This is a genomic window from Pseudonocardia bannensis, from assembly GCF_012911875.1.
Taxonomy (GTDB): domain Bacteria; phylum Actinomycetota; class Actinomycetes; order Mycobacteriales; family Pseudonocardiaceae; genus Pseudonocardia; species Pseudonocardia bannensis.
This window is the reverse complement of the sequence record NZ_JAAXKZ010000010.1, coordinates 1-23320: the sequence shown is the minus strand read 5'-3', so window position 1 is coordinate 23320 and position 23320 is coordinate 1. Positions and strand designations below refer to the sequence as shown.

General features: G+C 74.2%; 25 protein-coding genes. 22 read left to right on the top strand and 3 right to left on the bottom strand.

The features are described 5' to 3' along the window. The first annotated feature begins 31 nt into the window (after nt 1-31). The 4 genes from HF519_RS04725 to HF519_RS04710 all read left to right on the top strand — a co-directional run bounded on the left by HF519_RS04725 (nt 32) and on the right by HF519_RS04710 (nt 5322). Nucleotides 32-2152 (top strand): primosomal protein N', encoded by a 2121-nt coding sequence (locus tag HF519_RS04725; RefSeq protein WP_169410427.1) that lies wholly within the window; start codon nt 32-34, stop codon nt 2150-2152. Nucleotides 2153-2360: 208 nt separating this feature from the next. Continuing rightward, complete coding sequence (gene def / locus HF519_RS04720; protein ID WP_169410425.1) at nt 2361-2909, top strand: peptide deformylase; 549 nt, start codon at nt 2361-2363, stop codon at nt 2907-2909. Beyond that, entirely contained in the window at nt 2906-3838 is a 933-nt protein-coding gene (fmt, locus tag HF519_RS04715; RefSeq protein ID WP_169410423.1) for a methionyl-tRNA formyltransferase, read from the top strand. Before def ends, fmt begins: the two co-directional genes overlap by 4 nt. Further along, a complete protein-coding gene (locus HF519_RS04710; protein WP_169410421.1) occupies nt 3835-5322 on the top strand; it encodes an RsmB/NOP family class I SAM-dependent RNA methyltransferase in 1488 nt (495 codons plus the stop codon). The genes fmt and HF519_RS04710 overlap by 4 nt, the downstream gene beginning before the upstream one ends. 69 nt (nt 5323-5391) lie before the next feature. On the opposite strand, the gene HF519_RS32175 is transcribed toward HF519_RS04710, so the two are convergent. Both HF519_RS32175 and HF519_RS04705 read right to left on the bottom strand, forming a co-directional pair. Next, nucleotides 5392-5517 carry a hypothetical protein gene (locus tag HF519_RS32175; protein ID WP_281358418.1) on the bottom strand — a complete coding sequence of 42 codons (126 nt, stop codon included), beginning with the start codon at nt 5515-5517 and terminating at the stop codon, nt 5392-5394. A gap of 7 nt (nt 5518-5524) precedes the next feature. Continuing rightward, entirely contained in the window at nt 5525-5716 is a 192-nt protein-coding gene (locus HF519_RS04705) for a hypothetical protein (RefSeq protein ID WP_169410419.1), read from the bottom strand. Between the two features lie 105 nt (nt 5717-5821). Between HF519_RS04705 and rpe the strand changes: the two genes are divergently transcribed. The 8 genes from rpe to HF519_RS04665 all read left to right on the top strand — a co-directional run bounded on the left by rpe (nt 5822) and on the right by HF519_RS04665 (nt 12352). Beyond that, entirely contained in the window at nt 5822-6505 is a 684-nt protein-coding gene (gene rpe / locus HF519_RS04700; protein WP_169410417.1) for a ribulose-phosphate 3-epimerase, read from the top strand. After that, a complete protein-coding gene (gene ribD / locus HF519_RS04695) occupies nt 6502-7566 on the top strand; it encodes a bifunctional diaminohydroxyphosphoribosylaminopyrimidine deaminase/5-amino-6-(5-phosphoribosylamino)uracil reductase RibD (RefSeq protein WP_169410416.1) in 1065 nt (354 codons plus the stop codon). The genes rpe and ribD overlap by 4 nt, the downstream gene beginning before the upstream one ends. Then, nucleotides 7567-8199, top strand: coding sequence for a riboflavin synthase (locus HF519_RS04690; RefSeq protein ID WP_169410414.1), 633 nt, complete (start codon nt 7567-7569; stop codon nt 8197-8199). Between the two features lie 56 nt (nt 8200-8255). Continuing rightward, nucleotides 8256-9548, top strand: coding sequence for a bifunctional 3,4-dihydroxy-2-butanone-4-phosphate synthase/GTP cyclohydrolase II (locus HF519_RS04685; protein WP_169410534.1), 1293 nt, complete (start codon nt 8256-8258; stop codon nt 9546-9548). Between the two features lie 31 nt (nt 9549-9579). Beyond that, nucleotides 9580-10062 carry a 6,7-dimethyl-8-ribityllumazine synthase gene (gene ribH / locus HF519_RS04680; RefSeq protein ID WP_169410412.1) on the top strand — a complete coding sequence of 161 codons (483 nt, stop codon included), beginning with the start codon at nt 9580-9582 and terminating at the stop codon, nt 10060-10062. Further along, nucleotides 10059-10559 (top strand): PH domain-containing protein, encoded by a 501-nt coding sequence (locus HF519_RS04675; RefSeq protein ID WP_169410410.1) that lies wholly within the window; start codon nt 10059-10061, stop codon nt 10557-10559. The genes ribH and HF519_RS04675 overlap by 4 nt, the downstream gene beginning before the upstream one ends. Nucleotides 10560-10561: 2 nt before the next feature. Next, nucleotides 10562-11449, top strand: a complete 888-nt coding sequence (locus HF519_RS04670) for a crotonase/enoyl-CoA hydratase family protein (protein ID WP_312859899.1) — start codon at nt 10562-10564, stop codon at nt 11447-11449. A 252-nt stretch (nt 11450-11701) separates the two neighbouring features. Next, entirely contained in the window at nt 11702-12352 is a 651-nt protein-coding gene (locus HF519_RS04665; protein ID WP_312859898.1) for an HAD family hydrolase, read from the top strand. A 14-nt stretch (nt 12353-12366) separates the two neighbouring features. Here the strand turns inward: HF519_RS04665 and HF519_RS04660 are convergent, their stop codons facing one another. Then, on the bottom strand, nt 12367-13080 hold the full coding sequence (locus tag HF519_RS04660; protein WP_169410406.1) for a DUF2786 domain-containing protein: 714 nt from the start codon (nt 13078-13080) through the stop codon (nt 12367-12369). 155 nt (nt 13081-13235) lie between these two features. On the opposite strand from HF519_RS04660, the gene uvrC reads away from it, so the two are divergent. From uvrC to HF519_RS04610, 10 genes are all read left to right on the top strand, one after another. After that, nucleotides 13236-15305: an excinuclease ABC subunit UvrC gene (uvrC, locus tag HF519_RS04655; protein ID WP_169410404.1), complete on the top strand. Its 2070-nt coding sequence runs from the start codon at nt 13236-13238 to the stop codon at nt 15303-15305. Then, the gene (rapZ, locus tag HF519_RS04650; protein ID WP_169410402.1) at nt 15302-16207 is read left to right on the top strand and encodes an RNase adapter RapZ; all 906 of its coding nucleotides are present in this window, start codon (nt 15302-15304) and stop codon (nt 16205-16207) included. The genes uvrC and rapZ overlap by 4 nt, the downstream gene beginning before the upstream one ends. Beyond that, entirely contained in the window at nt 16204-17274 is a 1071-nt protein-coding gene (locus HF519_RS04645) for a gluconeogenesis factor YvcK family protein (protein ID WP_169410400.1), read from the top strand. The genes rapZ and HF519_RS04645 overlap by 4 nt, the downstream gene beginning before the upstream one ends. 61 nt (nt 17275-17335) lie before the next feature. After that, on the top strand, nt 17336-18319 hold the full coding sequence (gene whiA / locus HF519_RS04640; protein ID WP_169410398.1) for a DNA-binding protein WhiA: 984 nt from the start codon (nt 17336-17338) through the stop codon (nt 18317-18319). A gap of 385 nt (nt 18320-18704) precedes the next feature. Then, nucleotides 18705-19718: a type I glyceraldehyde-3-phosphate dehydrogenase gene (gap, locus tag HF519_RS04635; RefSeq protein WP_169410397.1), complete on the top strand. Its 1014-nt coding sequence runs from the start codon at nt 18705-18707 to the stop codon at nt 19716-19718. Between the two features lie 8 nt (nt 19719-19726). Then, nucleotides 19727-20899 (top strand): phosphoglycerate kinase, encoded by a 1173-nt coding sequence (locus HF519_RS04630; protein WP_169410396.1) that lies wholly within the window; start codon nt 19727-19729, stop codon nt 20897-20899. After that, a complete protein-coding gene (gene tpiA, locus HF519_RS04625; protein WP_169410395.1) occupies nt 20899-21684 on the top strand; it encodes a triose-phosphate isomerase in 786 nt (261 codons plus the stop codon). The genes HF519_RS04630 and tpiA overlap by 1 nt, the downstream gene beginning before the upstream one ends. Before the next feature lie 142 nt (nt 21685-21826). Beyond that, nucleotides 21827-22063 (top strand): preprotein translocase subunit SecG, encoded by a 237-nt coding sequence (gene secG, locus HF519_RS04620; protein ID WP_169410394.1) that lies wholly within the window; start codon nt 21827-21829, stop codon nt 22061-22063. Nucleotides 22064-22075: 12 nt separating this feature from the next. Continuing rightward, nucleotides 22076-22417 (top strand): RNA polymerase-binding protein RbpA, encoded by a 342-nt coding sequence (locus tag HF519_RS04615; protein ID WP_169383539.1) that lies wholly within the window; start codon nt 22076-22078, stop codon nt 22415-22417. A gap of 7 nt (nt 22418-22424) precedes the next feature. Then, nucleotides 22425-23231, top strand: a complete 807-nt coding sequence (locus HF519_RS04610) for a class I SAM-dependent methyltransferase (RefSeq protein ID WP_312859897.1) — start codon at nt 22425-22427, stop codon at nt 23229-23231. The last annotated feature ends 89 nt before the right edge of the window (nt 23232-23320 follow it).

The window sequence follows — 23320 nt, the reverse complement described above, 5'->3', positions numbered from 1 at the left end:
GACCGTCGGTGCCCGCTGTCATGCTCCGGCCATGTCGCCGTACCCGGGTTCGCCGGGGGCCGGGGTGCGGGCCCCGGTGAAGCCGTCTGATAGACCCGCGTCCGTGACGCGCACGGCCCGCACCAGGGGGGAGTGGCGGCCGGCGGCGGAACTGCCGGTCGGCCGGATCGCCGTGGACGTCCCGCTCGCGCATCTGGACCGCCCCTTCGACTACCGGATACCCGAGCATCTCGACGCCATGGCCGTGCCCGGTGTGCGGCTGCGGGTGCGATTCGCGGGCCGGCTGGTGGACGGGTTCCTGCTGGAGCGGGTCGCGGAGTCCGGGCACTCCGGGCGGCTCTCCTGGGTGGAGAAGATCGTCTCCCCGGAGCCGGTGCTGACCACCGAGGTCGCGGCCCTGTGCCGATCCGTCGCCGACCGCTACGCCGGGGTGCTGGCCGACGTGCTGCGACTCGCGGTCCCGCCCCGGCACGCCCGCGTCGAGGCCGAGGAACCCGCGAAGCGCGAGGCCGCCGAGGTCGGGCTCGTCGACCGGGCCGGCTGGGGTCGCTACCCGCGCGGCCCGGCGCTGCTCGACGCGCTCGGCGGTGGGCGGGCCGCGCACGCGGTCTGGCAGGCGCTGCCGGGCGAAGCGTGGGCCGACCGGCTGGCGGAGGCCGCGGCGGTCACCGCCGCGGGGGGCCGCGGTGCGCTGATCGTGGTGCCCGACCAGCGCGACGTCGATCTGCTGTACGCGGCGTGCGCGGCCCGGCTGGGGCCCGACGGCGTCGTCGCGCTGACCGCGGAGCTGGGTCCGGCCGAGCGCTACCGCCGCTGGCTGGCCGTGCGGCGGGGAGCGGTGCGGGTCGTCGTGGGCACCCGGTCGGCGGCGTTCGCGCCGGTCGAACGGCTCGGGCTGCTCGCCGTGTGGGACGACGGCGACGACCTCCACGCCGAGCCCCGGGCCCCGTACCCGCAGGTCCGTGACGTGCTGGTGCTGCGCGCGCACGCAGCCGGGGCGGCGTTGCTCGTCGGCGGATACGCGCGCACGGCCGAGGCGCAGCTGCTGGTGGAGTCGGGCTGGGCGCGGGAGGTGGTGGCCGACCGGGCGACCGTGCGCGCCGCCATGCCACGCGTCACCGCGATCGGGGAGACCGACGGCCAGCTCGCCCGCGACCCCGACGCCCGGGTCGCCCGGCTACCCGGCGTGGCGTTCGAGGCGGCCCGCGCCGCGCTGACCGCCGGTCGACCGGTCCTGGTGCAGGTACCGCGTTCGGGTTATCTCCCGTGGCTGGCCTGCGCGGCCTGCCGCGACACCGCCCGCTGCCGGCACTGCGCCGGCCCGCTCGGGCTGCCCGCAGGCGGATCCGGGGCCGACGGCGCCGCGGCGGCGGGCCTGCCGCACTGCCGGTGGTGCGGGCGCGCCGAGCCGGTGTTCCGCTGCGCGGCCTGCGGGTCGCGCCGGCTGCGGGCCAGCGTGGTCGGTTCCGGCCGCACGGCGGAGGAGCTCGGCCGGGCGTTCCCGGGCACCACCGTCCGGTCGTCCGGGGGCGGCGCCGCGGTGCTCTCGCAGGTCCCGGCCCGGCCCGAGCTCGTCGTCGCGACCCCCGGCGCGGAACCCCCGGCCGAGGGCGGGTACGGCGCCGCCCTGCTCGTGGACGCCTGGGCCATGCTGAGTCGCCCGGACCTGCGGGTGGCCGAGGAGACGCTGCGCCGCTGGCTGACTGCCGCGGCGCTGGTGGTGCCGCACACCGCGGGCGGCCGGGTCGTGGTGGTCGCCGAGTCCGCGCTGCCGACGGTTCAGGCGCTGGTCCGGTGGGATCCGGCCGGGCACGCCGCCGAGGAGCTTCGTGCCCGCACCGAGGTGGGTTTTCCGCCCACGGTGCGGATGGCGGCGCTCGAGGGCAGCCCGGACGCGGTGGCGGAGGTGCTGGCGGCCACCGGGCTGCCGACCGGGCTCGAGGTCCTCGGGCCGGTCGAGATCAACGGTGCCGAGGTGGGCGAGGCGGGAGACCGTGGCGGACCGGGCGTCCGGGAACGGGCCCTGTTGCGGGTGCCGCGGAGCGAGGGCCGGGCGCTCGCCGCGGCCCTCGCCGCCGCGCAGGCGGCCCGGACCGCACGTAAGGCTCCCGAACCGGTACGGGTGCGGCTGGATCCGGCGGAGATCGGCTGAGCCGGCCGGCCGGGGCGCGGGGTCGGGCCGGGACCCCGCGGGCGGCCACCACCCAGGCCTCGTCCCGCGTCCCGGCGCCGCCGGGTGTCGAGCACCGCGGCCGCCACGGGTGGCGTGGCAGAATCGAAGGTCGCCGCCCGCCGGCGCCGAGTGCCCGCCTCCCCGAGTGTGTGCGGCACTCCCATCCCGACCCCGTCTAAGGAGACCTGTGTCCGTCCAGCCCGTCCGGCTCTTCGGCGACCCGGTGCTACGCACCCCGGCGGTGGAGGTCACGACCTTCGACGCCGAGCTGCGCAAGCTCGTCGCCGACCTGACCGACACCATGCACGACGAGGGCGGCGCCGGCCTGGCCGCTCCGCAGATCGGTGTGGGCCTGCGGGTGTTCACCTACGACGTCGACGGATTCTCCGGGCACCTGGTCAACCCGGCCTTCGACGTCGTGGGTGAGGAGGAGCAGGTCGGCCCCGAGGGGTGCCTGTCGATCCCCGGCCTGAGCTGGGACTGCCGGCGGCACCTGCACGTCGTCGCCCACGGCTGGAACATGCACGGCGAGCCGGTCGCGGTCGAGGGAAGTGAGATGCTGGCCCGGTGCATCCAGCACGAGACCGACCACCTCGACGGCGTGCTGTTCGTCGATCGGCTCGACCCCGAGACGCGTCGGCAGGCGATGGCCGAGATCCGCGCGGCGCAGTGGTTCGGCACCCCCGAGCCGGTCGTGAAGACCAGCCCGCACCCGCTGTTCGGGAAGGCCCGGTGAAGCTGGTCTTCGCTGGTACGCCCGAGCCTGCGGTGCCGTCCCTGCGCGCGCTGCTCGACTCGCCGCGGCACCAGGTCGTCGGGGTGCTCACCCGTCCCGACGCCCCGGCCGGTCGCGGTCGCAGGCTGATGCGCTCCCCGGTCGGCGCGCTGGCCGACGAAGCCGGTATCCCGGTGCTCACCCCGGCCCGGCCGTCGGACCCGGAGTTCCTCGACGCGTTGCGCGAGCTGGCCCCGGACTGTGTGCCCGTGGTCGCCTACGGCGCGCTGGTGCCCCGCGCCGCGCTCGACATCCCGTCCCGGGGCTGGGTGAACCTGCACTTCTCGCTGCTCCCGGCCTGGCGGGGCGCGGCCCCGGTGCAGGCGGCGATCCGGCACGGCGACGACGTCACCGGCGCTACGACGTTCCGGCTGGAGGAGGGCCTGGACACCGGGCCGACCTACGGCGTGGTGACCGAGACGGTCGGACCGGCCGACACGGCGGGGGCGCTGCTCGGCCGTCTCGCGCAGTCGGGCGCGGGCCTGTTGGCCGCGACCATGGACGGCATCGCCGACGGCACGCTGCAGGCCCGCCCGCAGCCGGCCGACGGCGTCTCGCACGCTCCCAAGGTGACGGTCGCCGACGCGCGGGTGGACTGGTCCGCCCCGGCCGTCGCGCTCGACCGGCTGATCCGCTCGGTGACCCCCGAGCCGGGTGCCTGGGCGACGTTCCGCGACGAGCGACTCGGCCTCGGGCCGGTGCGCCCGGTGCGTACCGGAGAGGTGAGCCTGCAGCCGGGTGAGCTGCGGGCCGAGAAGCGCCGGGTGCTCGTCGGTACCGCGACCGTGCCGGTGGAGCTCGGTGAGGTGCGGCCGGTGGGCAAGCGGGCGATGCCGGCGCCGGACTGGGCGCGCGGCGTGCGTATCGAGCCCGGGGAGGTGCTGGGATGAGCGCCCCGCACGAACCTCGGGGCAGGCGGTCCCACGGCGGGCGGTCCCAGCCGCGCCGGCCGGCCGGCCCGCGGGGCGCCGGCCCGCCGCGCGGGCGCCAGGGGCCGGGCCGCCCGCCGGAGGCCGACCCGGCCCGGCAGGCCGCCCTGGAGCTGCTCACCGCGGTCCGCGAGCGTGACGCCTACGCCAACCTGGCGTTGCCCGCGATCCTGCGCCGTCACCGGTTGCGCGACCGCGACGCCGCGCTGGCCACCGAGCTGGGCTACGGCACGCTGCGCGCGCAGGGCCTGCTCGACGCGATCGTCGAGGCGTGCACCGACCGCCCGCTGAACCGGGTCGAGGCCCCGCTCCTCGACGCGCTGCGGCTGGGCGCGTACCAGCTGCTGCGGACCCGGATCCCGGCGCACGCCGCGGTGGCCACCACCGTCGATCTGGTCCGTGGGCGTGCCGGCTCCCGGTCGGCCGGGTTCGTCAACGCGATCCTGCGCCGCATCGGTGAGCGCGACGAGGCCGCGTGGGTGGCCGAGCTCGCGCCCTCGGCCGAGGAGGACCCCGTGGGTCACGGCGCGTTCGCGCACGCCCACCCGCGCTGGATCGCCCAGGCCTTCGCCGACGCCCTCGGCAGCCGCGGCGCGGCCGAGCTCGACGCCGCGCTCGCCGCCGACGACGCCCGGCCCACGGTGCACCTGCTCGCCCGTCCCGGCGAGATCACCGCCGAGGAGCTGGCGCTCGTCACGGGCGGCGAGCCGGCGCCGTACTCGCCCTACGGTGTGCACCTGGACCCCGGTGCCGGTGAGATCGGCGAGCTGGAGGCCGTGTCGGAGGGGCTGGCGGCCGTGCAGGACGAGGGCAGCCAACTCGTGGCCCTCGCGCTCACCCGGGCCGAACTCGACGGGCCCGACACCGGGCGCTGGCTGGACCTGTGCGCCGGCCCGGGTGGCAAGGCGACCCTGCTGGGCGGGCTGGCCGCGCTCGACGGCGCGACGGTGGACGCGGTCGAGCAGTCGGAGCACCGGTCCGACCTGGTCCGGCGCGCGGTCGACGGGTTGCCGGTCACCGTGCACACCGCCGACGGGCGGTCCGCCCCACTGCCCGACGGCGTGTTCGACCGGGTGCTCGTCGACGCCCCGTGCACCGGGCTGGGTGCACTGCGGCGCCGGCCCGAGGCGCGCTGGCGGCGCCGTCCCGACGACGTCGCCGGGCTCGCGAAACTGCAGCGCGAGCTCCTCACCGCGGCGCTGCGTCACGTCCGTCCCGGCGGGGTGGTGGCATATGTCACGTGCTCGCCGCACCTGTCGGAAACCGTGGGTGTCGTCACGGCTGTGACGCGGCGGCGCGCCGACGGTCCGGCCGTGGAACAGCTCGACGCCCGGGCGGCCCTGCCCGGGGTCCCGGACCTCGGCGACGGCCGGACGGTGCAGCTGTGGCCGCACCGTCACGGCACCGACGCGATGTTCCTGGCCCTGCTGCGGCGGACCGGTTGATCGCCGCCGGTTCTCTGCGCGCCGACCGGACGGCGGGGGCGTGCTCGACCGCGAGATCCAGGTAGTCGATCAGCTGCTCCTCGGTCGGCGCCGTCGCGCCGGGGAGAAGCGCAGGTGACGGAGCCGCCGGCCCGCTCCGGCGAGCAGCCGGTGCGGGTCGGGCAGGTCGGCGCCGTGCTCGAAGCCGACGTCCACGCCGTCGTCACGGGGACCAGCGCGGCCGCCTGGCCGCCCGCCGGGTAGTGGAACCCGAGCCCGCGCCGGCCCGGGTAGACCCGCTCGCGGAGATCGGGATGCGCGCCTGCCCGACGGCCCGCAGCCGGCGGGTGAGGGCGGCGACCGCGGGCGACTCGTCGGCCAGCAGGTCGGCCAGGGACAGCGCGCCGCTCGTCATGGCCGGAGTGAACCGCACGACACCGACAGTCCTCGTCCCCGGCGCCGATGCGGATCGGGGCACGACCCTCCGGAGCATGCGCAGTAACCTGCGTGGGTGCACCCGATGATCGCCCCGAGCATTCTCTCGGCCGACTTCGCTCATCTCGCCGACGAGGCCGACGCGGTGACCGGCGAGCCCGGCCTGGGTGCCGACTGGTTGCACGTCGACGTGATGGACGCGCACTTCGTGCCGAACCTGACGATCGGCCTGCCGGTGGTCGAGTCGCTGCTCAAGGCGACCGCCATCCCGCTGGACTGCCACCTCATGATCGACGACCCGGACCGCTGGGCGCCGGCCTACGCCGAGGCCGGCGCGCACAACGTCACCGTGCACGTGGAGGCCGCCGCCGACCCGGTGCGGCTGGCGAAGAACCTGCGCGCCGCCGGCTCGCTCGCCGGGCTGTCGGTCAAGCCGGACACGCCGCTCGAGCCGCACCTCGAGACCCTCAAGCACTACGACACCCTGCTCGTGATGAGTGTCGAGCCGGGGTTCGGCGGGCAGAGCTTCATCCCCCGCGTGCTCGACAAGGTGCGCACCGCCCGGCGCCTGGTGGAGACCGGCCATCTGAAGGTCCTCGTCGAGATCGACGGCGGGATCAACGCCGACACCGTCGAGGCCGCCGCGGAGGCGGGGGTCGACTGTTTCGTCGCCGGCTCCGCGGTCTACGGCGCCGACGACCCGCTGCGTGCCGTGCAGGCGCTTCGCGAGCAGGCGGTCACAGCCGCCCCGCACCGGTGGTCGGGATGATCGGACCGACCGGGGGGAGCGGGACCCCCGAGGCCCGGATCGAACAGGCCATGCGCCGGGCCCTCGCGGCGTCCGCGCAGGTGCACGGGAGCACGAGCCCCAATCCTCCGGTCGGCTGCGTCGTGCTCGACGCCGCCGGTGAGATCGCCGGTGTCGGCGCCACCGCCCCACCCGGGGGACCGCACGCCGAGATCGTGGCGCTGCACGAAGCCGGCCCGCGGGCGGCCGGCGGCACCGCCGTGGTCACCCTGGAGCCGTGCGCGCACGTCGGCCGCACCCCGCCCTGCACGGACGCCCTCATCGCCGCCGGGATCGTGGCCGTGCACGCCGCGCTGCCCGATCCCAACCCGCTCGCGGCGGGCGGGGCGGCGGAACTACGCGATGCCGGCGTCGCCGTCACCCTCGGCACGCTCGCCGACGAGGTGGCCCGCGGTCCGCTGCGGGCCTGGCTGCACGCCGTGCGCACCCACCGCCCGCACGTGACCTGGAAGCTCGCTGCGACCCTCGACGGCCGCAGCGCCGCCGCCGACGGGACCAGCCGGTGGATCACCGGCCCGGATGCCCGCGAGCAGGTGCACGCGCTGCGCTCCACCATGGATGCGATCGTCGTCGGCACGGGAACGGCCCTGGCCGACGACCCCGCGCTCACCGCCCGCAACCCCGACGGCACCGAGCAGGCCCGGCAGCCCCTGCGCGTCGTGGTCGGCTGTCGCGACCTGGTCGCCGGATCGAAGCTGGACGCCCCCGACGTGCTGCACGTGCGCAGCCACGATCCGGACGTCGTCCTCGGTGCGCTGCGGGAGCGCGGTGCGGTCGACGTGCTGCTCGAGGGCGGCCCCCGGCTTGCGGGAGCCTTCCTCGCCGCGGGCCGGGTGGACCGGGTGCTGGCCTATCTCGCCCCCGCGCTCCTCGGAGCCGGGCCGGCCGCGCTGGCCGAGGCCGGAGTGGGAACGATCGGGGACATCCGACGGTTGCAGATTGACGACGTGTGCCGCATCGGCACCGACGTGCTGGTCGACGCCCGGCCGGTGGCCGAGCAGCAGGAGAAGGGGACGGCGTAGATGTTCACCGGGATCGTGGAGGAGGTCGGTGAGATCATCGACGTCCGCCGCACCGACGAGGTGGTCGCACTGACCGTGCGCGGGCAAACGGTCACGAGCGATGCGGCGCACGGCGACTCGATCGCGGTGAACGGCGTCTGCCTCACCGTGATCGACCCCGACGGTGCGACGGGCGGGACCTTCACCGTCGAGCTGGTCCCCGAGACCCTGCGCCGGTCGAGCCTGTCCGGGATCGGGGTCGGGTCCAAGGTCAACCTCGAGCGCGCGCTGCCCGCCGGTGGTCGCCTCGGCGGTCACATCGTCCAGGGCCATGTGGACGGCGTCGGCACCGTGCTGAGCCGCACCCCGGGCGAGCGCAGCGACGAGGTCCGGTTCGGCCTGCCGCCGGAGTTGGCCCGCTACGTGGTGGAGAAGGGCTCGATCGCGGTCGACGGTGTGTCGCTGACGGTGGCCGCCACCGACGGCGAGAGCTTCACCGTCGCCCTGATCCCCACCACACTGGCCGACACGACTCTCGGCGTGCGTCAGGCCGGGGACAGCGTCAATCTCGAAGTGGATGTCGTCGCGAAGTACGTCGAGCGGTTGACCGCCGGGTACCTCGGAGATTCCGGTGAGGAGGCTCGGGTCCAGTGAACAGCTCGGTGGACATCACGACAGGCGGTGCGCTCGACGCGGCCGCGGAGCGGTCGATGGCGGCCGGGGCCGGTCTGGCCGGCGGGTTCGAGCGCATCGAGCGGGCCATCGCGGATCTGGCCGCCGGCAAGGCGGTCGTCGTCATGGACGACGAGGAGCGGGAGAACGAGGGCGACCTGATCTTCGCGGCCGAGAAGGCCACACCGGAGCTCGTCTCGTTCGTGGTCCGCTACACGTCGGGGTACGTGTGCGTCGCGCTGACCGAGACCGAGTGCGACCGGCTCGACCTGCCGCCCATGCACCACACCAACGCCGACAGCTTCCGCACCGCGTTCACCGTCACCGTGGACGCCAAGGAGGGCATCACCACCGGCATCTCGGCGTCCGACCGGGCGCACACCATCCGTCTGCTCGCCGACCCGACGACCGGGCCCAGGGACCTCGTCCGGCCCGGGCACGTGCTGCCGCTGCGCGCCCGTGAGGGCGGCGTGCTGCGCCGTCCCGGGCACACCGAGGCGGCGGTCGACCTGGCCCGGATGGCCGGGCTGAGCCCGGCCGGCGCCCTGTGCGAGATCGTGTCGCAGAAGAACGAGGGCGACATGGCCCGCGGCGACGAGCTGCGGGTGTTCGCCGAGGACCACGAGCTCACCCTCATCACGATCGCCGATCTGATCGCCTACCGGCGACGGTTCGAGAAGCACATCGTCCGGGTGGCCCAGGCCCGCATCCCGACCCGGCACGGCGAGTTCGTGGCCTACGGCTACGACTCGCTGCTCGACGGCATCGAGCACATCGCGATGGTGGTCGGTGACGTCGCGACCCCGGAGGGCACCGGCGACGACGTGCTGGTCCGGGTGCACTCGGAGTGCCTGACCGGCGACGTGCTCGGCTCGCTGCGCTGTGACTGCGGACCGCAGCTCGACGCCGCGCTGGCCGCGGTGGCCGCCGAGGGCCGCGGCATCGTGCTCTACATGCGCGGGCACGAGGGCCGGGGCATCGGGCTGCTGCACAAGCTGCAGGCCTACCAGCTGCAGGAGGCCGGCGCCGACACCGTCGACGCGAACCTCGCGATGGGGCTGCCCGCCGACGCCCGCGACTACGGCATCGGCGCGCAGATCCTGGTGGACCTGGGCGTGAAGTCGATGCGGCTGCTCACCAACAACCCGGAGAAGCGGGCCGGCCTGGAGGGCTACGGCCTGACGATCACCGGCAGGGTCCCGATGCCGGTCCGGCCCACCCCGGAGAACCTGCGCTACCTGCGCACCAAGCGCGACCGCATGGGCCACGACCTGCCCGATCTGGACGAGGCACCCGGCCCCGGGAACCTGGTCGACGGGGCCGGGCTGTGACGGCCCGGGCGGCCGGACGGACAATGGCCCCATGAGCGGCGAAGGACGTCCTGTCGATGTCGGTGACCTGACCCAGGCGGCCGGCCTGCGGGTCGGTATCGCGGCGGCCAGCTGGCATGCCGAGGTGGCCGACGCGCTGCTGGAGCACGCGCTGGAGGTCGCGGAGAAGGCGGGCGCCGTGCCGACCGTCGTCCGGGTGCCCGGCACCGTCGAGCTGCCGGTGGTCTGCCAGGAGCTCGCGCGCAGCCACGACGCGGTCGTGGCGCTGGGGGTGGTCATCCGCGGCGGCACCCCGCACTTCGAGTACGTCTGCGACGCCGTGACGGCCGGGCTGACCCGCGTGGCCCTCGACGAGCGCGTCCCGGTGGGCAACGGCGTGCTCACCTGCGACACCCCGGAGCAGGCCCGCGCCCGTTCGGGCCTGCCGGGCTCGTCGGAGGACAAGGGCACCGAGGCCTGCGTGGCCGCGCTGCACACCGCGCTGGTGTTGCGTGGACTGCGGGAGATGCCGTGACCGCGGCGCCCCGCGACGGCGGCGGGAACCCCGGTGCCGCCGCGGTGACTGTACGGCCGCGGAAGGTGCTCCGGGTCGCCTGGGCGTGCGCTGTCCTCTCGGTCGTGTTCTTCACGGTGATCGCCGTGCTGCTGCGCAACAGCCCCACCGGGGTCTTCTTCCGGCTCGCCGACCAGATCGCGATGGTCCTCATGGGCCTGTTCGTCGCGGGCGGTGTGCTGTTGCTGGCCCGGCCGCGGGTCCGCGCGGACGCCGACGGCATCGAGGTGCGCAACATCCTGGTGACCCGGCACGTGCCGTGGGACCAGGTGCGCGGGGTGGCCTTCCCCGACGGCGCCTCCTGGGCGCGGCTGGACCTGCCCGACGACGAGTACCTGTCGATCCTCGCGATCCAGGCCGTGGACGGGGCGTACGCGGTGGACGGGATCCGGGCGGTGCGGGCGCTGTACGCCGCGGCCTCCCCCGACGGCGCGCAGGCCACGTCCGAGCAGTCCTGATCGTGGCCGAGTACTCCCAGATCCGCTACGAGGTCGCCGACCGCGTCCTCACCCTGACCCTGGACCGGCCCGACCGGCTCAACGCGTTCACCGGCCGGATGGGCGAGGAACTGCGCGACGCGTTCGACCGCGCGGACGCCGACGACGACGTCCGGGCCGTCGTGGTGACCGGGGCCGGCCGCGGCTTCTGCGCCGGGGCCGACCTCGGCGGGGGCGGCTCCACCTTCGACTACTCGCAGGCGAACGCCGACAACGCCCACCGCGACAGCGGGGGCCGGCTCACCCTGCGGATCTTCGAATCGACGAAGCCGGTGATCGGTGCGATCAACGGGCCCGCGGTCGGTGTCGGGGCCACAATGACGTTGCCGATGGACGTCCGGCTGGCCTCCGCCGACGCCCGGTTCGGCTTCGTGTTCACCCGCCGCGGCATCGTGCCGGAGGCGGCGTCGAGCTGGTTCCTGCCCCGGGTGGTGGGGATCAGCCGGGCGATGGAGTGGGTGAGCACGGGCCGGGTGTTCGATGCCGAGGAGGCCCTGCGCGGCGGCCTGGTGCGTTCGGTGCACCCGGCGGACGAACTGCTCGAGGCGGCCTACGCGCTGGCCGCCGAGATCGCGGACAACACCGCACCGGTGTCGGTGGCGCTGGCCCGGCAGATGATGTGGCGCATGCTGGGCGCCGACCATCCGATCGAGGCGCACCGCGTCGACTCGCGGGCCATGGCGGAGCGCGGGCTCTCCGCCGACGCCGCCGAGGGGATCGAGGCGTTCCTGCAGAAGCGCCCCGCGAGTTTCCCCGACCGGGTCTCGGCCGACGTGCCGGCGTTCTACCCGTGGTGGCCGGAGCGACCGTTCACCCCCTTGCCGGAGCGTCCCGCCGGGGCAGGGGACTGAGTCCCCGGGTCGGGGGATCGCGGCCCGCGCATTCGCCGCGGGCGTGACACCGCTCAGCGCTGTAGGCCCCGATCGATCGACTGCACTGCGTTCGCCTCGACGAACATGACCCACGGTAACGGGCCCGGTACGCTGCTGGTCTGGATCGATCAGCAGACCCCGGCCCCAGCTGTGAGGTGGGAGGTGCCGATGGCCGCGGCCGAGTCGCCAGTGCCCCGATTCAGGCGCGCCGCTGACCGTCGTCCCCGCGTCGTGCTGCTGGACGTCTTCGACACGATGGTCCGGCTCGACTCGCTGCGGGGGCGGTTCGTCGACGTCGGCCGCCCCGAACACGAGAGCGACCTGTTCGTCGCGCGGGCGATGCGCGACGGGATCGCGCTCGCGCTGGCCGGCCCGCACACGCGGTTCGTGCCGCAGGCGCGGGAGGCGCTGCGCGCGACCACCGGGCACAAGCTCTCCGAGGAGGCGCTCGACCACGTCCTGGACGGCTTCCGGAGCCTGCCCCCGCATCCCGACGTCGAGTTCGCGCTGGTCACCCTGGCCAAGGCCAAGGTCCCCGTCTACGCCTTCGGTTACGGCGGCGACCGGGGTACGGCCGCCGCGCTCGACCGGGCCGGCCTGCGTACCTACCTGCGCGGCACCGTCTCCAGCGACGATCTGCGTGCCTTCCGCCCCGCGGCCGAGGCCTACCTGCTGGCCTGCGAGCGGGTACACGCAGAACCCGAGCGCGTCGCGATGGTCACCGCGCACAGCTGGGACGTGCACGGCGCGATCCGGGCCGGCCTGATGGGCGGGTTCGCCACCCGGCTCGAAGGCGGCGTGCCCTGCACCATCGAAGCGCCGCACGTGCACGCGGACAGCGTCGACGAGGTCGTCGACCGGCTGCTCGCACTGCCCGCCTGACACCGGCCCCGGGCTCACGCGCCCACTGCGCGGCGCCGCCCCGCCACCGCGCCCCGGCCGAGATCGGCCCGGCGCCCGGCCGCCGCGCCGTCGGCGAACCCCGAACCCGACAGCGTGGAGCGACGGGCCCGGCCCAGGTTGGGGAACGCCTCGGCGTAGGCCCGGTCGACGCGGGCCTCGCGGTCGACCAGCACGAGCGCGGTGCTGCCGGGCCCGCCGGCCTGCTCGGCCGCCGACGCCGCCGCCTGCTCGGCGTCGCGCAGCCGCTCGTGCACCTGCGCCGCGAAGCCGTGCAGCCAGGACCGGCGGTACGCGGCGACGGACTCGCCCGCCCGCGGTGGGCGGCGGCGCACGAGCTGGGTGGTGGCCTGCAGCAGCAGCGAGGTGTAGAGGAGCTCCACCCGCTCCCGGTCCGATGCGAACCCGAAGACGGTCACCGCCTGGACCTTCCCGCTGTACGCGCCGTGCATGACCCAGCGGCACCGCAGGGCCGCGGCCGTCCAGCCCAGCAGCCGTGCCTTGCCCGCGCTGTACGGGTCCTCCATCGCGATCCGCACCATGCCGATGTCGTCGCGCCCCGGGACGGCCGCGGCGAGCAGCGCCTCGTCGATGCCGTGCCGTGCCATCAGCTCGACGGCCTTGGCGTTGTAGGTCTCGGCCTCGGCCTCGGTGCCCGCCCGTTCGGCTTTGGCGAGTAGCTTGCGGATGCGGTCCAACGTCGCGCTCATCGCGGTCCCCCTTCGAACCGATGTTCGGACGAATCAGTTCCTACCAGGCCTGCCGGACAGAATCGGCAAGCCACGCCCACTACACCTTCGCGGGCGACTTCGGACGGGACGGGGGAGGCGAGGTCGTCGGGGCCCGGTTCTACGCTGGAGGGGTCATGCCCGACCCGTCGACATACCGCCCGGCCCCGGGATCCATCCCGGAGGCCCCCGGGGTGTACCGCTTCTCCGACCCGATCGGCCGCGTCATCTACGTCGGCAAGGCCAAGAGCCTGCGCAGCCGTCTCAACTCCTACTTCGCCGACCTGTCGAACCTGCATCCGCGGACCCGGCAGATGGTCACCACCGCCGCGAAGGTGGAGTGGACCGTCGTCGGCACCGAGGTCGAGGCGCTGCAGCTCGAGTACAACTGGATCAAGGAGTTCGACCCGCGGTTCAACGTCCGCTACCGCGACGACAAGACCTACCCGGTGCTCGCGGTCACGATGAACGAGGACTACCCGCGGCTGCACGTCTACCGCGGGCCACGCCGCAAGGGCGTCCGCTACTTCGGCCCGTACGCCCACGCCTGGGCGATCCGGGAGACCCTCGACCTGCTGCTGCGGGTGTTCCCCGCGCGCACGTGCAGTGCCGGGGTGTTCCGCCGCCACGGCCAGATCGGCCGGCCGTGCCTGCTCGGCTACATCGACAAGTGCTCGGCGCCGTGCGTCGGGACCGTCGACGCCGAGCAGCACCGGGAGATCGTCGAGGACTTCTGCGAGTTCCTCTCCGGGCGCACCGACCGGATGGTGCGGCAGCTGGAGCGTCAGATGGAGGCCGCGGCCGAGTCCCTGGAGTTCGAGAAGGCAGCGCGGCTGCGCGACGACATCGGGGCGCTGCGCCGGGCGATGGAGCGCCAGGCCGTCGTGCTGGGCGACGGGACCGACGCCGACGTCGTCGCGTTCGCCGACGACGAGCTCGAGGCCGCCGTCCAGGTCTTCCACGTCCGGGGCGGCCGGGTCCGCGGCCAGCGCGGCTGGGTGATCGACAAGGTCGAGCCGACCGACACCGCCGCGCTGGTGGAGCGGTTCGTCACCCAGTTCTACGGCGAGCAGGCCGCCCTGGCGGGGGCCGCCGACGACGCTCAGCAACCGGTACCGCGGGAGATCCTCGTCCCCGAGCTGCCACCGGAGGCCGACGCGCTCGCCGAGTGGCTGTCCGGGCTGCGCGGCTCCCGCGTGCAGCTGCGGGTGCCCCAGCGCGGCGACAAGCGGGCGCTCGCCGAGACGGTGGCCCGCAACGCCGCGGAGGCGTTCACCCAGCACAAGCTGCGCCGGGCCGGCGACCTGACCGCCCGGTCGGCGGCGCTGCAGGAGATCCAGGACGCGCTCGGGCTCGACTCCGCGCCGCTGCGCATCGAGTGCGTCGACGTCAGCCACGTGCAGGGCACCGACGTGGTCGCCTCGCTGGTGGTGTTCGAGGACGGGCTGGCCCGCAAGTCCGACTACCGCCGCTTCGAGATCCGGGGCGGGGCGTCCGGCGGTGACGTCGCCGCCATCGCCGAGGTGGTCCGCCGCCGGTTCCGCCGCTACCTGGCCGAGACCGGGGCCGACACCGCCGCGGCACCGGCCACGGACAGCACCGGCGCCGCGGGCGGTAACGGTGCAGGTGATCAGGCCGAAGGACCGGTCATCAGCTCCCCGGCCACCGCCTCGCCCGACACCGCCCGCCCCGGGATCGACCCGGCCACCGGTCGGCCGCGCAAGTTCGCCTACCCACCGAACCTGCTCGTCGTCGACGGCGGCCAGCCGCAGGTGGAGGCGGCCGCGGACGTGCTCGCCGAGCTCGGCGTCACCGACGTCGCCGTGTGCGGGCTGGCCAAGCGGCTGGAGGAGGTCTGGCTGCCCGCCGAGCCCGACCCGGTCATCCTGTCGCGGACGAGCGAGGGGCTCTACCTGTTGCAGCGGGTCCGCGACGAGGCGCACCGCTTCGCGATCACCTATCACCGCAATCGCCGCTCGGTCCGGATGACCGCCTCCGAGCTCGACGACGTGCCCGGTCTCGGGCCGGCCCGGCGTCAGGCGCTGCTCAAGCACTTCGGGTCGGTCCGCAATCTCAAGGCCGCCGACGCCGACGAGATCGCCGCCGTGCCCGGGTTCGGGCCGCGGACCGCCGCGGCGGTGCTGGCGGCGCTCAACGGGCCCGCTCCGGAGCAGCCGGCGGGCCGGACCGCGGGGGAGAGCCGATGACTGATCCGGAGTCGACAGGGGCGTCCGCTCCGACGGCGCAGGGAATCGAGGTCGCGCTGGTCAGCGGACTGTCCGGGGCCGGCCGCAGCACCGCGGCCAAGGTGCTGGAGGACCTCGGCTGGTTCGTCGTCGACAATCTGCCGCCCGAGCTGATCGCCACCATGGTCGATCTCGGGGCCCGGGCGAGCGGCGAGGTCACCCGGATCGCGGTCGTCATGGATGTGCGCAGCCGGGCATTCTCGGCCGACCTCGGCGCGGTCATCAAGGACCTCGACACCCGCGGCTACAAGCCGCGGCTGCTGTTCCTGGAGGCCACCGACGCGGTACTCGTGCGTCGCTTCGAGCAGGTCCGGCGCAGCCACCCGCTGCAGGGTGACGGCCGGCTGGCCGACGGGATCGCCGCCGAACGCGAGCTGCTGCGCCCGCTGCGCGAGACCGCCGACCTCGTCGTGGACACCTCGACGCTGTCGGTTCCCCGGCTGCGGTCCACCCTGGAACGGACCTTCGGGGCCGAGTTGGCTCCGGTCACCCGGGTGACCGTGCTGTCCTTCGGCTACAAGTACGGCCTGCCGATGGACTCCGACTTCGTCGTCGACGTTCGGTTCCTGCCCAACCCCCACTGGATCCCGGAGCTGCGCGACCACACCGGCCGCGACAGCGACGTGCGTGACTACGTCCTCAGCCAGGAGGGTGCCGAGGAGTTCATCACCCGCTACCTGGAGCTGCTGAACCTGATCGGCGCCGGCTATCGCCGGGAGGGCAAGCGCTACCTCACCGTGTCGGTCGGCTGTACCGGCGGCAAGCACCGCAGCGTCGCGATCAGCGAGGAGCTGGCGCGCCGGCTGGCCGGATCCGAGGGCGTCGCGGTGAGCGTGTCGCACCGAGACCTGGGGCGCGAGTGAAGGCGGTCGCGCTCGGCGGCGGGCACGGCCTGCACGCCACACTGTCCGCACTGCGTTCGCTGCCTGACGAGATCACCGACGTCACCGCGGTCGTCACGGTCGCCGACGACGGCGGCTCGTCCGGGCGGCTGCGCCGCGAGCTGGGCATGCTGCCGCCGGGGGACCTGCGGATGGCCGTCTCGGCGCTCGCGGCCCCCGACCGCGCGGCCGGCGGCGGGTCCCGGGGCATCGACAAAGCGGCGTGGGCGGACCCGGCGGACTCGTTGTGGGTCCGGCTGGTTCAGCACCGGTTCGGCGGGTCCGGCGCGCTGGCCGGGCACGCGGTGGGCAACCTGCTGCTGGCGGGGCTGATGGAGGTGCTCGGCGACCCGGTGGCCGCCCTCGACGAGGTCTGCCGACTGCTGGGGGTCCGTGGGCGGGTGCTGCCGATGAGTCTCGTGCCTCTGGACATCGAGGCCGACGTGACCGGCTTGGACGAGGACCCGGCCAGGCCGCACCGGATCCGCGGCCAGGTCGCCGTGGCGTCGACCCCGGGCCGGGTGCGGCGGGTGTGGCTGCGTCCCGAGCGCCCCCCGGCGTGCGCCCAGGCCGTCGCGGCCGTCCGGCAGGCCGACGTGCTGCTGCTCGGGCCGGGGTCATGGTTCACCAGCGTGCTGCCGCACCTGCTGGTCCCGGAGCTGCGCGATGCGGTGATGACCACGCCGGCCCGCCGGGTGGTGGTGCTCAACCTGGCCCCGGAGCCGGGGGAGACCGCCGGGTTCTCGCCCGAACAGCACCTGGCCGTACTCTCTCAGCACGCTCCGGGTCTGCGGGTCCACGCGGTTCTCGCCGACGTGGCCGCCGTCCCGGTGCCGCACCGGCTGGACCGGGCGGCGCGGAACATGCTGTTGCCCGACGGGAGGGTGCACCTGGCCCCCGTGGCCGCGGCGGACCCTGCGGTGCCGAGACATGATCCGACGGCTCTGGCCGAGGCGCTGCGCGCCGTGCTGACGCCGCCCGCGACGATGCGGGCGGGGACCCAGCACTCCGCGCCCGCCCGTCCGGGGGCCGTCGAGAGGAGGACATGACGGTGGCGAACCCTCCAGCGCAGGTCGTTTCTGTGTTGATCCCCCTTGGGAGGGCCCTGCGATGGCGATGACGGCGGCGGTCAAGGACGAGCTCAGCCGCCTGACGGTGACCAAGGCGTCGTGCCGCCGTGCCGAGGTGGCATCGTTGCTCCGCTTCGCCGGAGGGCTGCACATCGTCGGTGGCCGGGTGGTGATCGAGGCCGAGGTGGACACCGGTTCGGTGGCCCGGCGGCTTCGGCGCGAGATCCAGGAGCTCTACGGGCACACGTGCGAGGCGCACGTGATCACCGCGGGCGGACTGCGCCGTGGTGCCCGGTACGTGATCCGGGTGGTGCGCGACGGTGAGGGGCTGGCCCGCCAGACGGGCCTGCTCGACGCCCGTGGCCGCCCGGTGCGCGGTCTTCCCCCGCCCGTCGTGTCCGGTGACGTCTCCGACGCGGAGGCGGCCTGGCGGGGCGCGTTCCTGGCCCACGGCTCGCTCACCGAGCCGGGGCGCTCGTCCGCGCTGGAGGTGACCTGCCCCGGCCCGGAGGCGGCGCTCGCACTGGTCGGCGCGGCCCGGCGGCTCGGGGTCACGGCCAAGGCGCGGGAGGTGCGTGGGGCCGACCGGGTGGTCGTGCGCGACGGCGACGCGATCAGCGCGCTGCTCACCCGGATGGGCGCGCACTCGTCGGTGCTGGCCTGGGAGGAGCGGCGAATGCGTCGCGAGGTCCGGGCCACGGCGAACCGGCTGGCGAACTTCGACGACGCCAACCTGCGCCGCTCCGCCCGGGCCGCGGTGGCCGCTGCGGCGCGGGTGCAGCGGGCGCTGGAGATCCTCGGCGACGACGTGCCGCAGCACCTGCTCGCCGCCGGCAGGCTGCGCGCCGAGCACACGCAGGCCTCGCTGGAGGAGCTCGGCCAGCTGGCCGACCCGCCCATGACGAAGGACGCGGTGGCCGGCCGGATCCGCCGGCTGTTGCACATGGCCGACAAGCGGGCCGCCGACCTGGGCATCCCGGACACCGAGTCGGCCGTGACCGCGGAGATGCTCGAGGAGACCTGATGCCTCGGCGCCTCGCCGGGGCCCGGGCGGTCCGGTCCGGCCCGGTCGGAGCGTGATCGCCGTTCCGGGGGCTGTAGCCGCGGGAATCGCGGCCGGGGCCGCCGGGACGCCGATCAGGGTGGGCGGGTCGCCGATCAGGTGGGCGGTCGGGAGGTCCGGGCGGGGATGCTCCCGGTCCGGTAGGTACTCGCCGCGCCGACCGCGGTCCGTGCTGCCCGGATGTCGATCACGGGCGGAGCGGTCCCGTCACCGGCGGTGCGGTATCGGACACATCGTGACGAAGTCGGCGCAGGTCATCCGGCGTCCGCTCCTGCCGGGGCCACCGCCGGGGGATAGGGTGACTCGCGGTTCCACGAGGACGATGGATGACTCCAAGGAGGCACGCGTGACGGTGCGGGTTGGCGTGAACGGGTTCGGGCGGATCGGCCGCAACTTCTGGCGGGCGGTGGACGCCCAGCGCGCGGCCGGCACGAGTGACATCGAGATCGTCGCGGTCAACGACATCACGGACAACGCGACGCTCGCCCACCTGCTGAAGTACGACTCGATCCTCGGCCGGCTGCCCTACGAGGTGACCTCGACCGACGACGAGATCGTCGTGGACGGCAAGGGCTTCAAGGGCCTCGCGGTGCGTGACCCCGCCGAGCTGCCGTGGAAGGACCTGGGCGTCGACGTGGTGGTCGAGTCCACCGGTCTGTTCACCAAGCGCGAGGCGGCGGCGAAGCACCTCGACGCCGGCGCGAAGAAGGTCGTCATCTCGGCCCCGGCCACCGGCGAGGACCTCACCGTGGTCAAGGGTGTGAACGACGACGCCTACGACGGTTCGCAGACCATCGTCTCGAACGCGTCCTGCACCACGAACTGCCTGGCCCCGATGGCCAAGGTGCTCGACGACCTGGTGGGTATCGAGAAGGGTCTGATGACCACGATCCACGCCTACACCCAGGACCAGAACCTGCAGGACGGCCCGCACAAGGACCTCCGCCGGGCCCGTGCCGCCGCGCTGAACATCGTGCCGACCTCGACGGGCGCCGCCAAGGCGATCTCGCTGGTCCTGCCGCACCTGAAGGGCAAGCTCGACGGCTACGCGCTGCGGGTGCCGATCCCCACCGGTTCGGCCACCGACCTCACCGCGACCGTCGGCCGGGAGACCACCGCGGAGGAGATCAACGCGGCGATGAAGGCGGCCGCGGAGGGCCCGCTCAAGGGTGTCCTGAAGTACACCGAGGACCCGATCGTGTCGTCGGACATCGTGACCGACCCGCACTCGTGCATCTTCGACGCCGGCCTGACCAAGGTCATCGGCGACCAGGTGAAGATCGTCGGCTGGTACGACAACGAGTGGGGCTACTCGAACCGGCTGGTCGACATCACCGCACTGGTCGCGTCGAAGCTCTGAGCCGCGTCATGAAGACTGTGGCCGACCTGATCGGCGAGGGCGTCGCCGGGCGGACCGTGCTGGTCCGCTCGGACCTCAACGTCCCCCTCGACGACGCCGGGAACATCACCGACGACGGCCGCATCCGGGCCTCGGTGCCGACCATCCAGGAGCTGTCCGGCGCCGGTGCGCAGGTGATCGTCGCCGCGCACCTCGGGCGGCCGAAGGGCGGTCCGGACCCGAAGTACTCGCTGGCGCCGGTCGCGGCCCGTCTCGGCGAGCTGCTCGGGGCGCCGGTCCGGCTCGTGCAGCTCGCCGACGGCACGCCGAGCCTGGCGGCCGGTGACGTGGTGCTGCTGGAGAACATCCGGTTCGACCCGCGCGAGACGTCGAAGAACGACGACGAGCGCGCCGCACTGGCGACCGAGCTGGTCGCGTTGACCGGCGAGAACGGCGCGTTCGTGTCCGACGGCTTCGGCGTGGTCCACCGCAAGCAGGCCTCGGTCTACGACGTCGCGCAGGATCTGCCGGCCTACGCCGGTCAGCTCGTGCAGGCCGAGGTCGGGGTGCTCAGCCAGCTGGCCGGGGACCCCGAGCGGCCCTACGTCGTCGTGCTGGGCGGCTCGAAGGTCTCCGACAAGCTCGGCGTGATCACCGCCCTGCTGCCGCGGGTGGACGCGGTGCTGGTCGGCGGCGGGATGTGCTTCACCTTCCTCAAGGCCCTGGGCCACGGGGTCGGTGACTCGCTGCTCGAGGCCGACCAGGTCGAGACCTGCCGCCGGTTCCTGGAGAGCGGCAAGATCGTGCTGCCGACCGACGTGGTGGTGGCCGACCGGTTCGCCGCCGACGCCGAGACCGCGGTCGTCGCCGCCGACGCGATCCCGGACGGGCGGCTGGGCCTGGACATCGGGCCCGACAGCGTCGCCCGGTTCGCCGAGGTGCTCGAGGGCGCGGCCACGGTGTTCTGGAACGGGCCGATGGGCGTGTTCGAGATGGCACCGTTCGCGTCCGGGACGCGCGGGGTCGCGGAGGCGGTGACCAAGGCCGGCACGAGCGTGGTCGGAGGCGGTGACTCCGCGGCCGCGGTCCGCGCGCTGGGGCTCGACGAGGCGGCCTACTCGCACATCTCGACCGGCGGCGGGGCGTCGCTGGAGTACCTGGAGGGCAAGTCGCTGCCCGGCCTGTCCGTATTGGAGCAGTAATGGCCCGCAAGACGCTCATCGCCGGCAACTGGAAGATGCACCTCAACCACCTCGAGGCCATCGCGTGCGTCCAGAAGCTCGCGTTCGCGCTGCCGGAGAAGTACTACGACAAGGTCGACGTCGCGGTCTTCCCGTCGTTCACCTCCATCCGCAGCGTGCAGACCCTCATCGAGGGCGACAAGCTGCTGATGGTGCACGGCGCCCAGGACCTGTCGCAGCACGACTCCGGGCCCTACACCGGTGACGTGTCCGGTCCGATGCTCGCCAAGCTCGGTTGCCGGTTCGTCATCGTGGGTCACAGCGAGCGCCGGGAGATCCACCACGAGGACGACGTGATCGTCAACGCCAAGGTGCGTGCGGCGTTCCGTAACGGGATCGCCCCCGTGCTGTGCGTGGGGGAGGGGCTGGAGGTGCGCGAGGCCGGCCGGCACGTGGAGCACACCACGGCCCAGCTGTCGGCCGCACTGCAGAAGGTGACCCCGGAGCAGGCGCAGAGCCTCGTGGTGGCCTACGAGCCGGTGTGGGCCATCGGCACCGGGCGGGTGGCGACCCCGGCCGACGCGCAGGAGGTCTGCGCCGCGCTGCGTGCCACGATCGCCGGGAAGTACGGCGACGAGCTCGCCGGCGGTGTCCGGGTCCTGTACGGCGGCTCGGTGAAGGCCAAGAACATCGGCGAGATCGTCGCCGAGCGTGACGTCGACGGCGCGCTCGTCGGCGGCGCGAGCCTGGACGCCGACGAGTTCGCCCAGATCTGCGCGATCGCTGCGGGCGGTCCGCTGCCGTAGACAATCGGAGGGTCCGGGACCGTGGGCGGTCGCTCGCCGTCGACGAACGGTCCCGGGCCTCCGGCCAGGATGTATGCACAACCCGGGACGAATGGGCCAGCGGTCGCGGGTACCCTGGCGGGCCCGAGCGAATGAGGATGGGATGAAGCTCGCCCTACAGATCGTGCTGATCGTCTCGAGCATCCTGATGGTGCTGCTGATCCTGCTGCACCGCGGTCGCGGCGGCGGCTTGTCGAGCCTGTTCGGCGGTGGCGTGCAGTCCAGCCTGTCCGGCTCGAGTGTCGTGGAGAAGAACCTGGACCGGCTCACCTTGTTCGTGGCGGCGATCTGGCTGATCGCGATCGTCGGCACCGGCATGCTGGTCAAGGTCGGGGTCTGAGGAGGCATGGCGATGGCTGGTGGCAACGCGATCCGCGGCACCCGGGTGGGCGCCGGACCGATGGGTGAGTCCGAGCGTGGAGAGACCGCCCCGCGCGAGCGGATCTCCTACTACTGCTCCAACGGGCACGAGACCAAGCCTTCCTTCGCCGCCGAGGCGGAGATCCCGGAATCGTGGGACTGCCCGCGCTGCGGGCTCCCGGCCGGCCGGGACAACCAGAGCCCGCCCGCGCCGCCGCGCAACGAGCCGTACAAGACGCACCTCGCGTATGTGAAGGAGCGCCGCAGCGACGCCGACGGTGCGGCCATCCTCGAGGAGGCGCTCGGCCGCCTGCGGGCCTCGCGCGAGCTCTGAGGAGCCCGTGGGCATCCGCGAGGCGCTGCGCGGGAAGCTGAAGCGGGCGGTCGACGAGGTCGTCGCCCGCCAGCTGGCGGAGCAGCTCGCGGATCTGCGGAAGGACCTGGACGAACTGCGTACGAGCGTCGAGGACCGGGTCAGCCGTGAGATCGACCGGGCGGTCGCCCAGACGCGCGAGGCCGAGGTCCGCAGCCGCCGTGATCTGCTCGCCGCCGCGGACCGTGAGGCCGCGGCGTCCAGCGCCCGGTTCCTCCAGCGGGAGATGCCCGAGGCGGTGAGCCTGCCAGACCCGCGGGCCACCCTGGAGTACGCGCTGTCGCGCGCCCCGGCCGGGTCGATGGCGCTGGAGTTCGGCGTCTACACCGGAGCGACGCTCGCGGCGATCGTGGCCGCCCGTGGCGGTGACGTCTACGGCTTCGACTCGTTCGACGGCCTGCCCGAGACCTGGCGGCCCGGCTTCCGGGCGGGGACGTTCGACGTCCGCGAGCCCCCCGAGGTCCCCGGTGCCGAGCTGGTCGTCGGCCTGTTCGAGGACACCCTGCCCGGCTTCCTGGCCACGCACCCCGCTCCCGTCGACTTCCTGCACGTCGACGCCGACCTCTACGGCTCCGCGGTCACCGTGCTGGACCTGGTGGGGCCGCGGCTGCGGCCGGGCAGCGTCATCGTGTTCGACGAGTTCTTCAACTACCCGGGGTGGGAGGCCCACGAGGCGCGGGCCTGGCAGGAGTACGTCGCGGCACGCCCCGGGCTCGGGTTTCGCTACGAGGGGTACACCATGGACAACGAGCAGGTCGTCATCCGGCTCACCTGAGCCGGCCGGCGATCCGGATCAGCTGCCCGGTGAATGCGACGGTCAGTCGGTCGGCTGTGGTCCCCGCGGGCACCGCGACGGTCACCACC

Bases quoted from the DNA above. Each gene is read 5' to 3' on its own strand.
- HF519_RS04725 (WP_169410427.1), top strand. From the start codon at position 32: ATGTCGCCGTACCCGGGTTCGCCGGGGGCCGGGGTGCGGGCCCCGGTG.
- HF519_RS04710 (WP_169410421.1), top strand. From the start codon at position 3,835: ATGAGCGCCCCGCACGAACCTCGGGGCAGGCGGTCCCACGGCGGGCGG.
- HF519_RS04705 (WP_169410419.1), bottom strand. From the start codon at position 5,716: ATGACGAGCGGCGCGCTGTCCCTGGCCGACCTGCTGGCCGACGAGTCG.
- rpe (WP_169410417.1), top strand. From the start codon at position 5,822: ATGATCGCCCCGAGCATTCTCTCGGCCGACTTCGCTCATCTCGCCGAC.
- ribD (WP_169410416.1), top strand. From the start codon at position 6,502: ATGATCGGACCGACCGGGGGGAGCGGGACCCCCGAGGCCCGGATCGAA.
- HF519_RS04690 (WP_169410414.1), top strand. From the start codon at position 7,567: ATGTTCACCGGGATCGTGGAGGAGGTCGGTGAGATCATCGACGTCCGC.
- HF519_RS04685 (WP_169410534.1), top strand. From the start codon at position 8,256: ATGGCGGCCGGGGCCGGTCTGGCCGGCGGGTTCGAGCGCATCGAGCGG.
- ribH (WP_169410412.1), top strand. From the start codon at position 9,580: ATGAGCGGCGAAGGACGTCCTGTCGATGTCGGTGACCTGACCCAGGCG.
- HF519_RS04660 (WP_169410406.1), bottom strand. From the start codon at position 13,080: ATGAGCGCGACGTTGGACCGCATCCGCAAGCTACTCGCCAAAGCCGAA.
- uvrC (WP_169410404.1), top strand. From the start codon at position 13,236: ATGCCCGACCCGTCGACATACCGCCCGGCCCCGGGATCCATCCCGGAG.
- rapZ (WP_169410402.1), top strand. From the start codon at position 15,302: ATGACTGATCCGGAGTCGACAGGGGCGTCCGCTCCGACGGCGCAGGGA.
- whiA (WP_169410398.1), top strand. From the start codon at position 17,336: ATGGCGATGACGGCGGCGGTCAAGGACGAGCTCAGCCGCCTGACGGTG.
- HF519_RS04630 (WP_169410396.1), top strand. From the start codon at position 19,727: ATGAAGACTGTGGCCGACCTGATCGGCGAGGGCGTCGCCGGGCGGACC.
- tpiA (WP_169410395.1), top strand. From the start codon at position 20,899: ATGGCCCGCAAGACGCTCATCGCCGGCAACTGGAAGATGCACCTCAAC.
- secG (WP_169410394.1), top strand. From the start codon at position 21,827: ATGAAGCTCGCCCTACAGATCGTGCTGATCGTCTCGAGCATCCTGATG.
- HF519_RS04615 (WP_169383539.1), top strand. From the start codon at position 22,076: ATGGCTGGTGGCAACGCGATCCGCGGCACCCGGGTGGGCGCCGGACCG.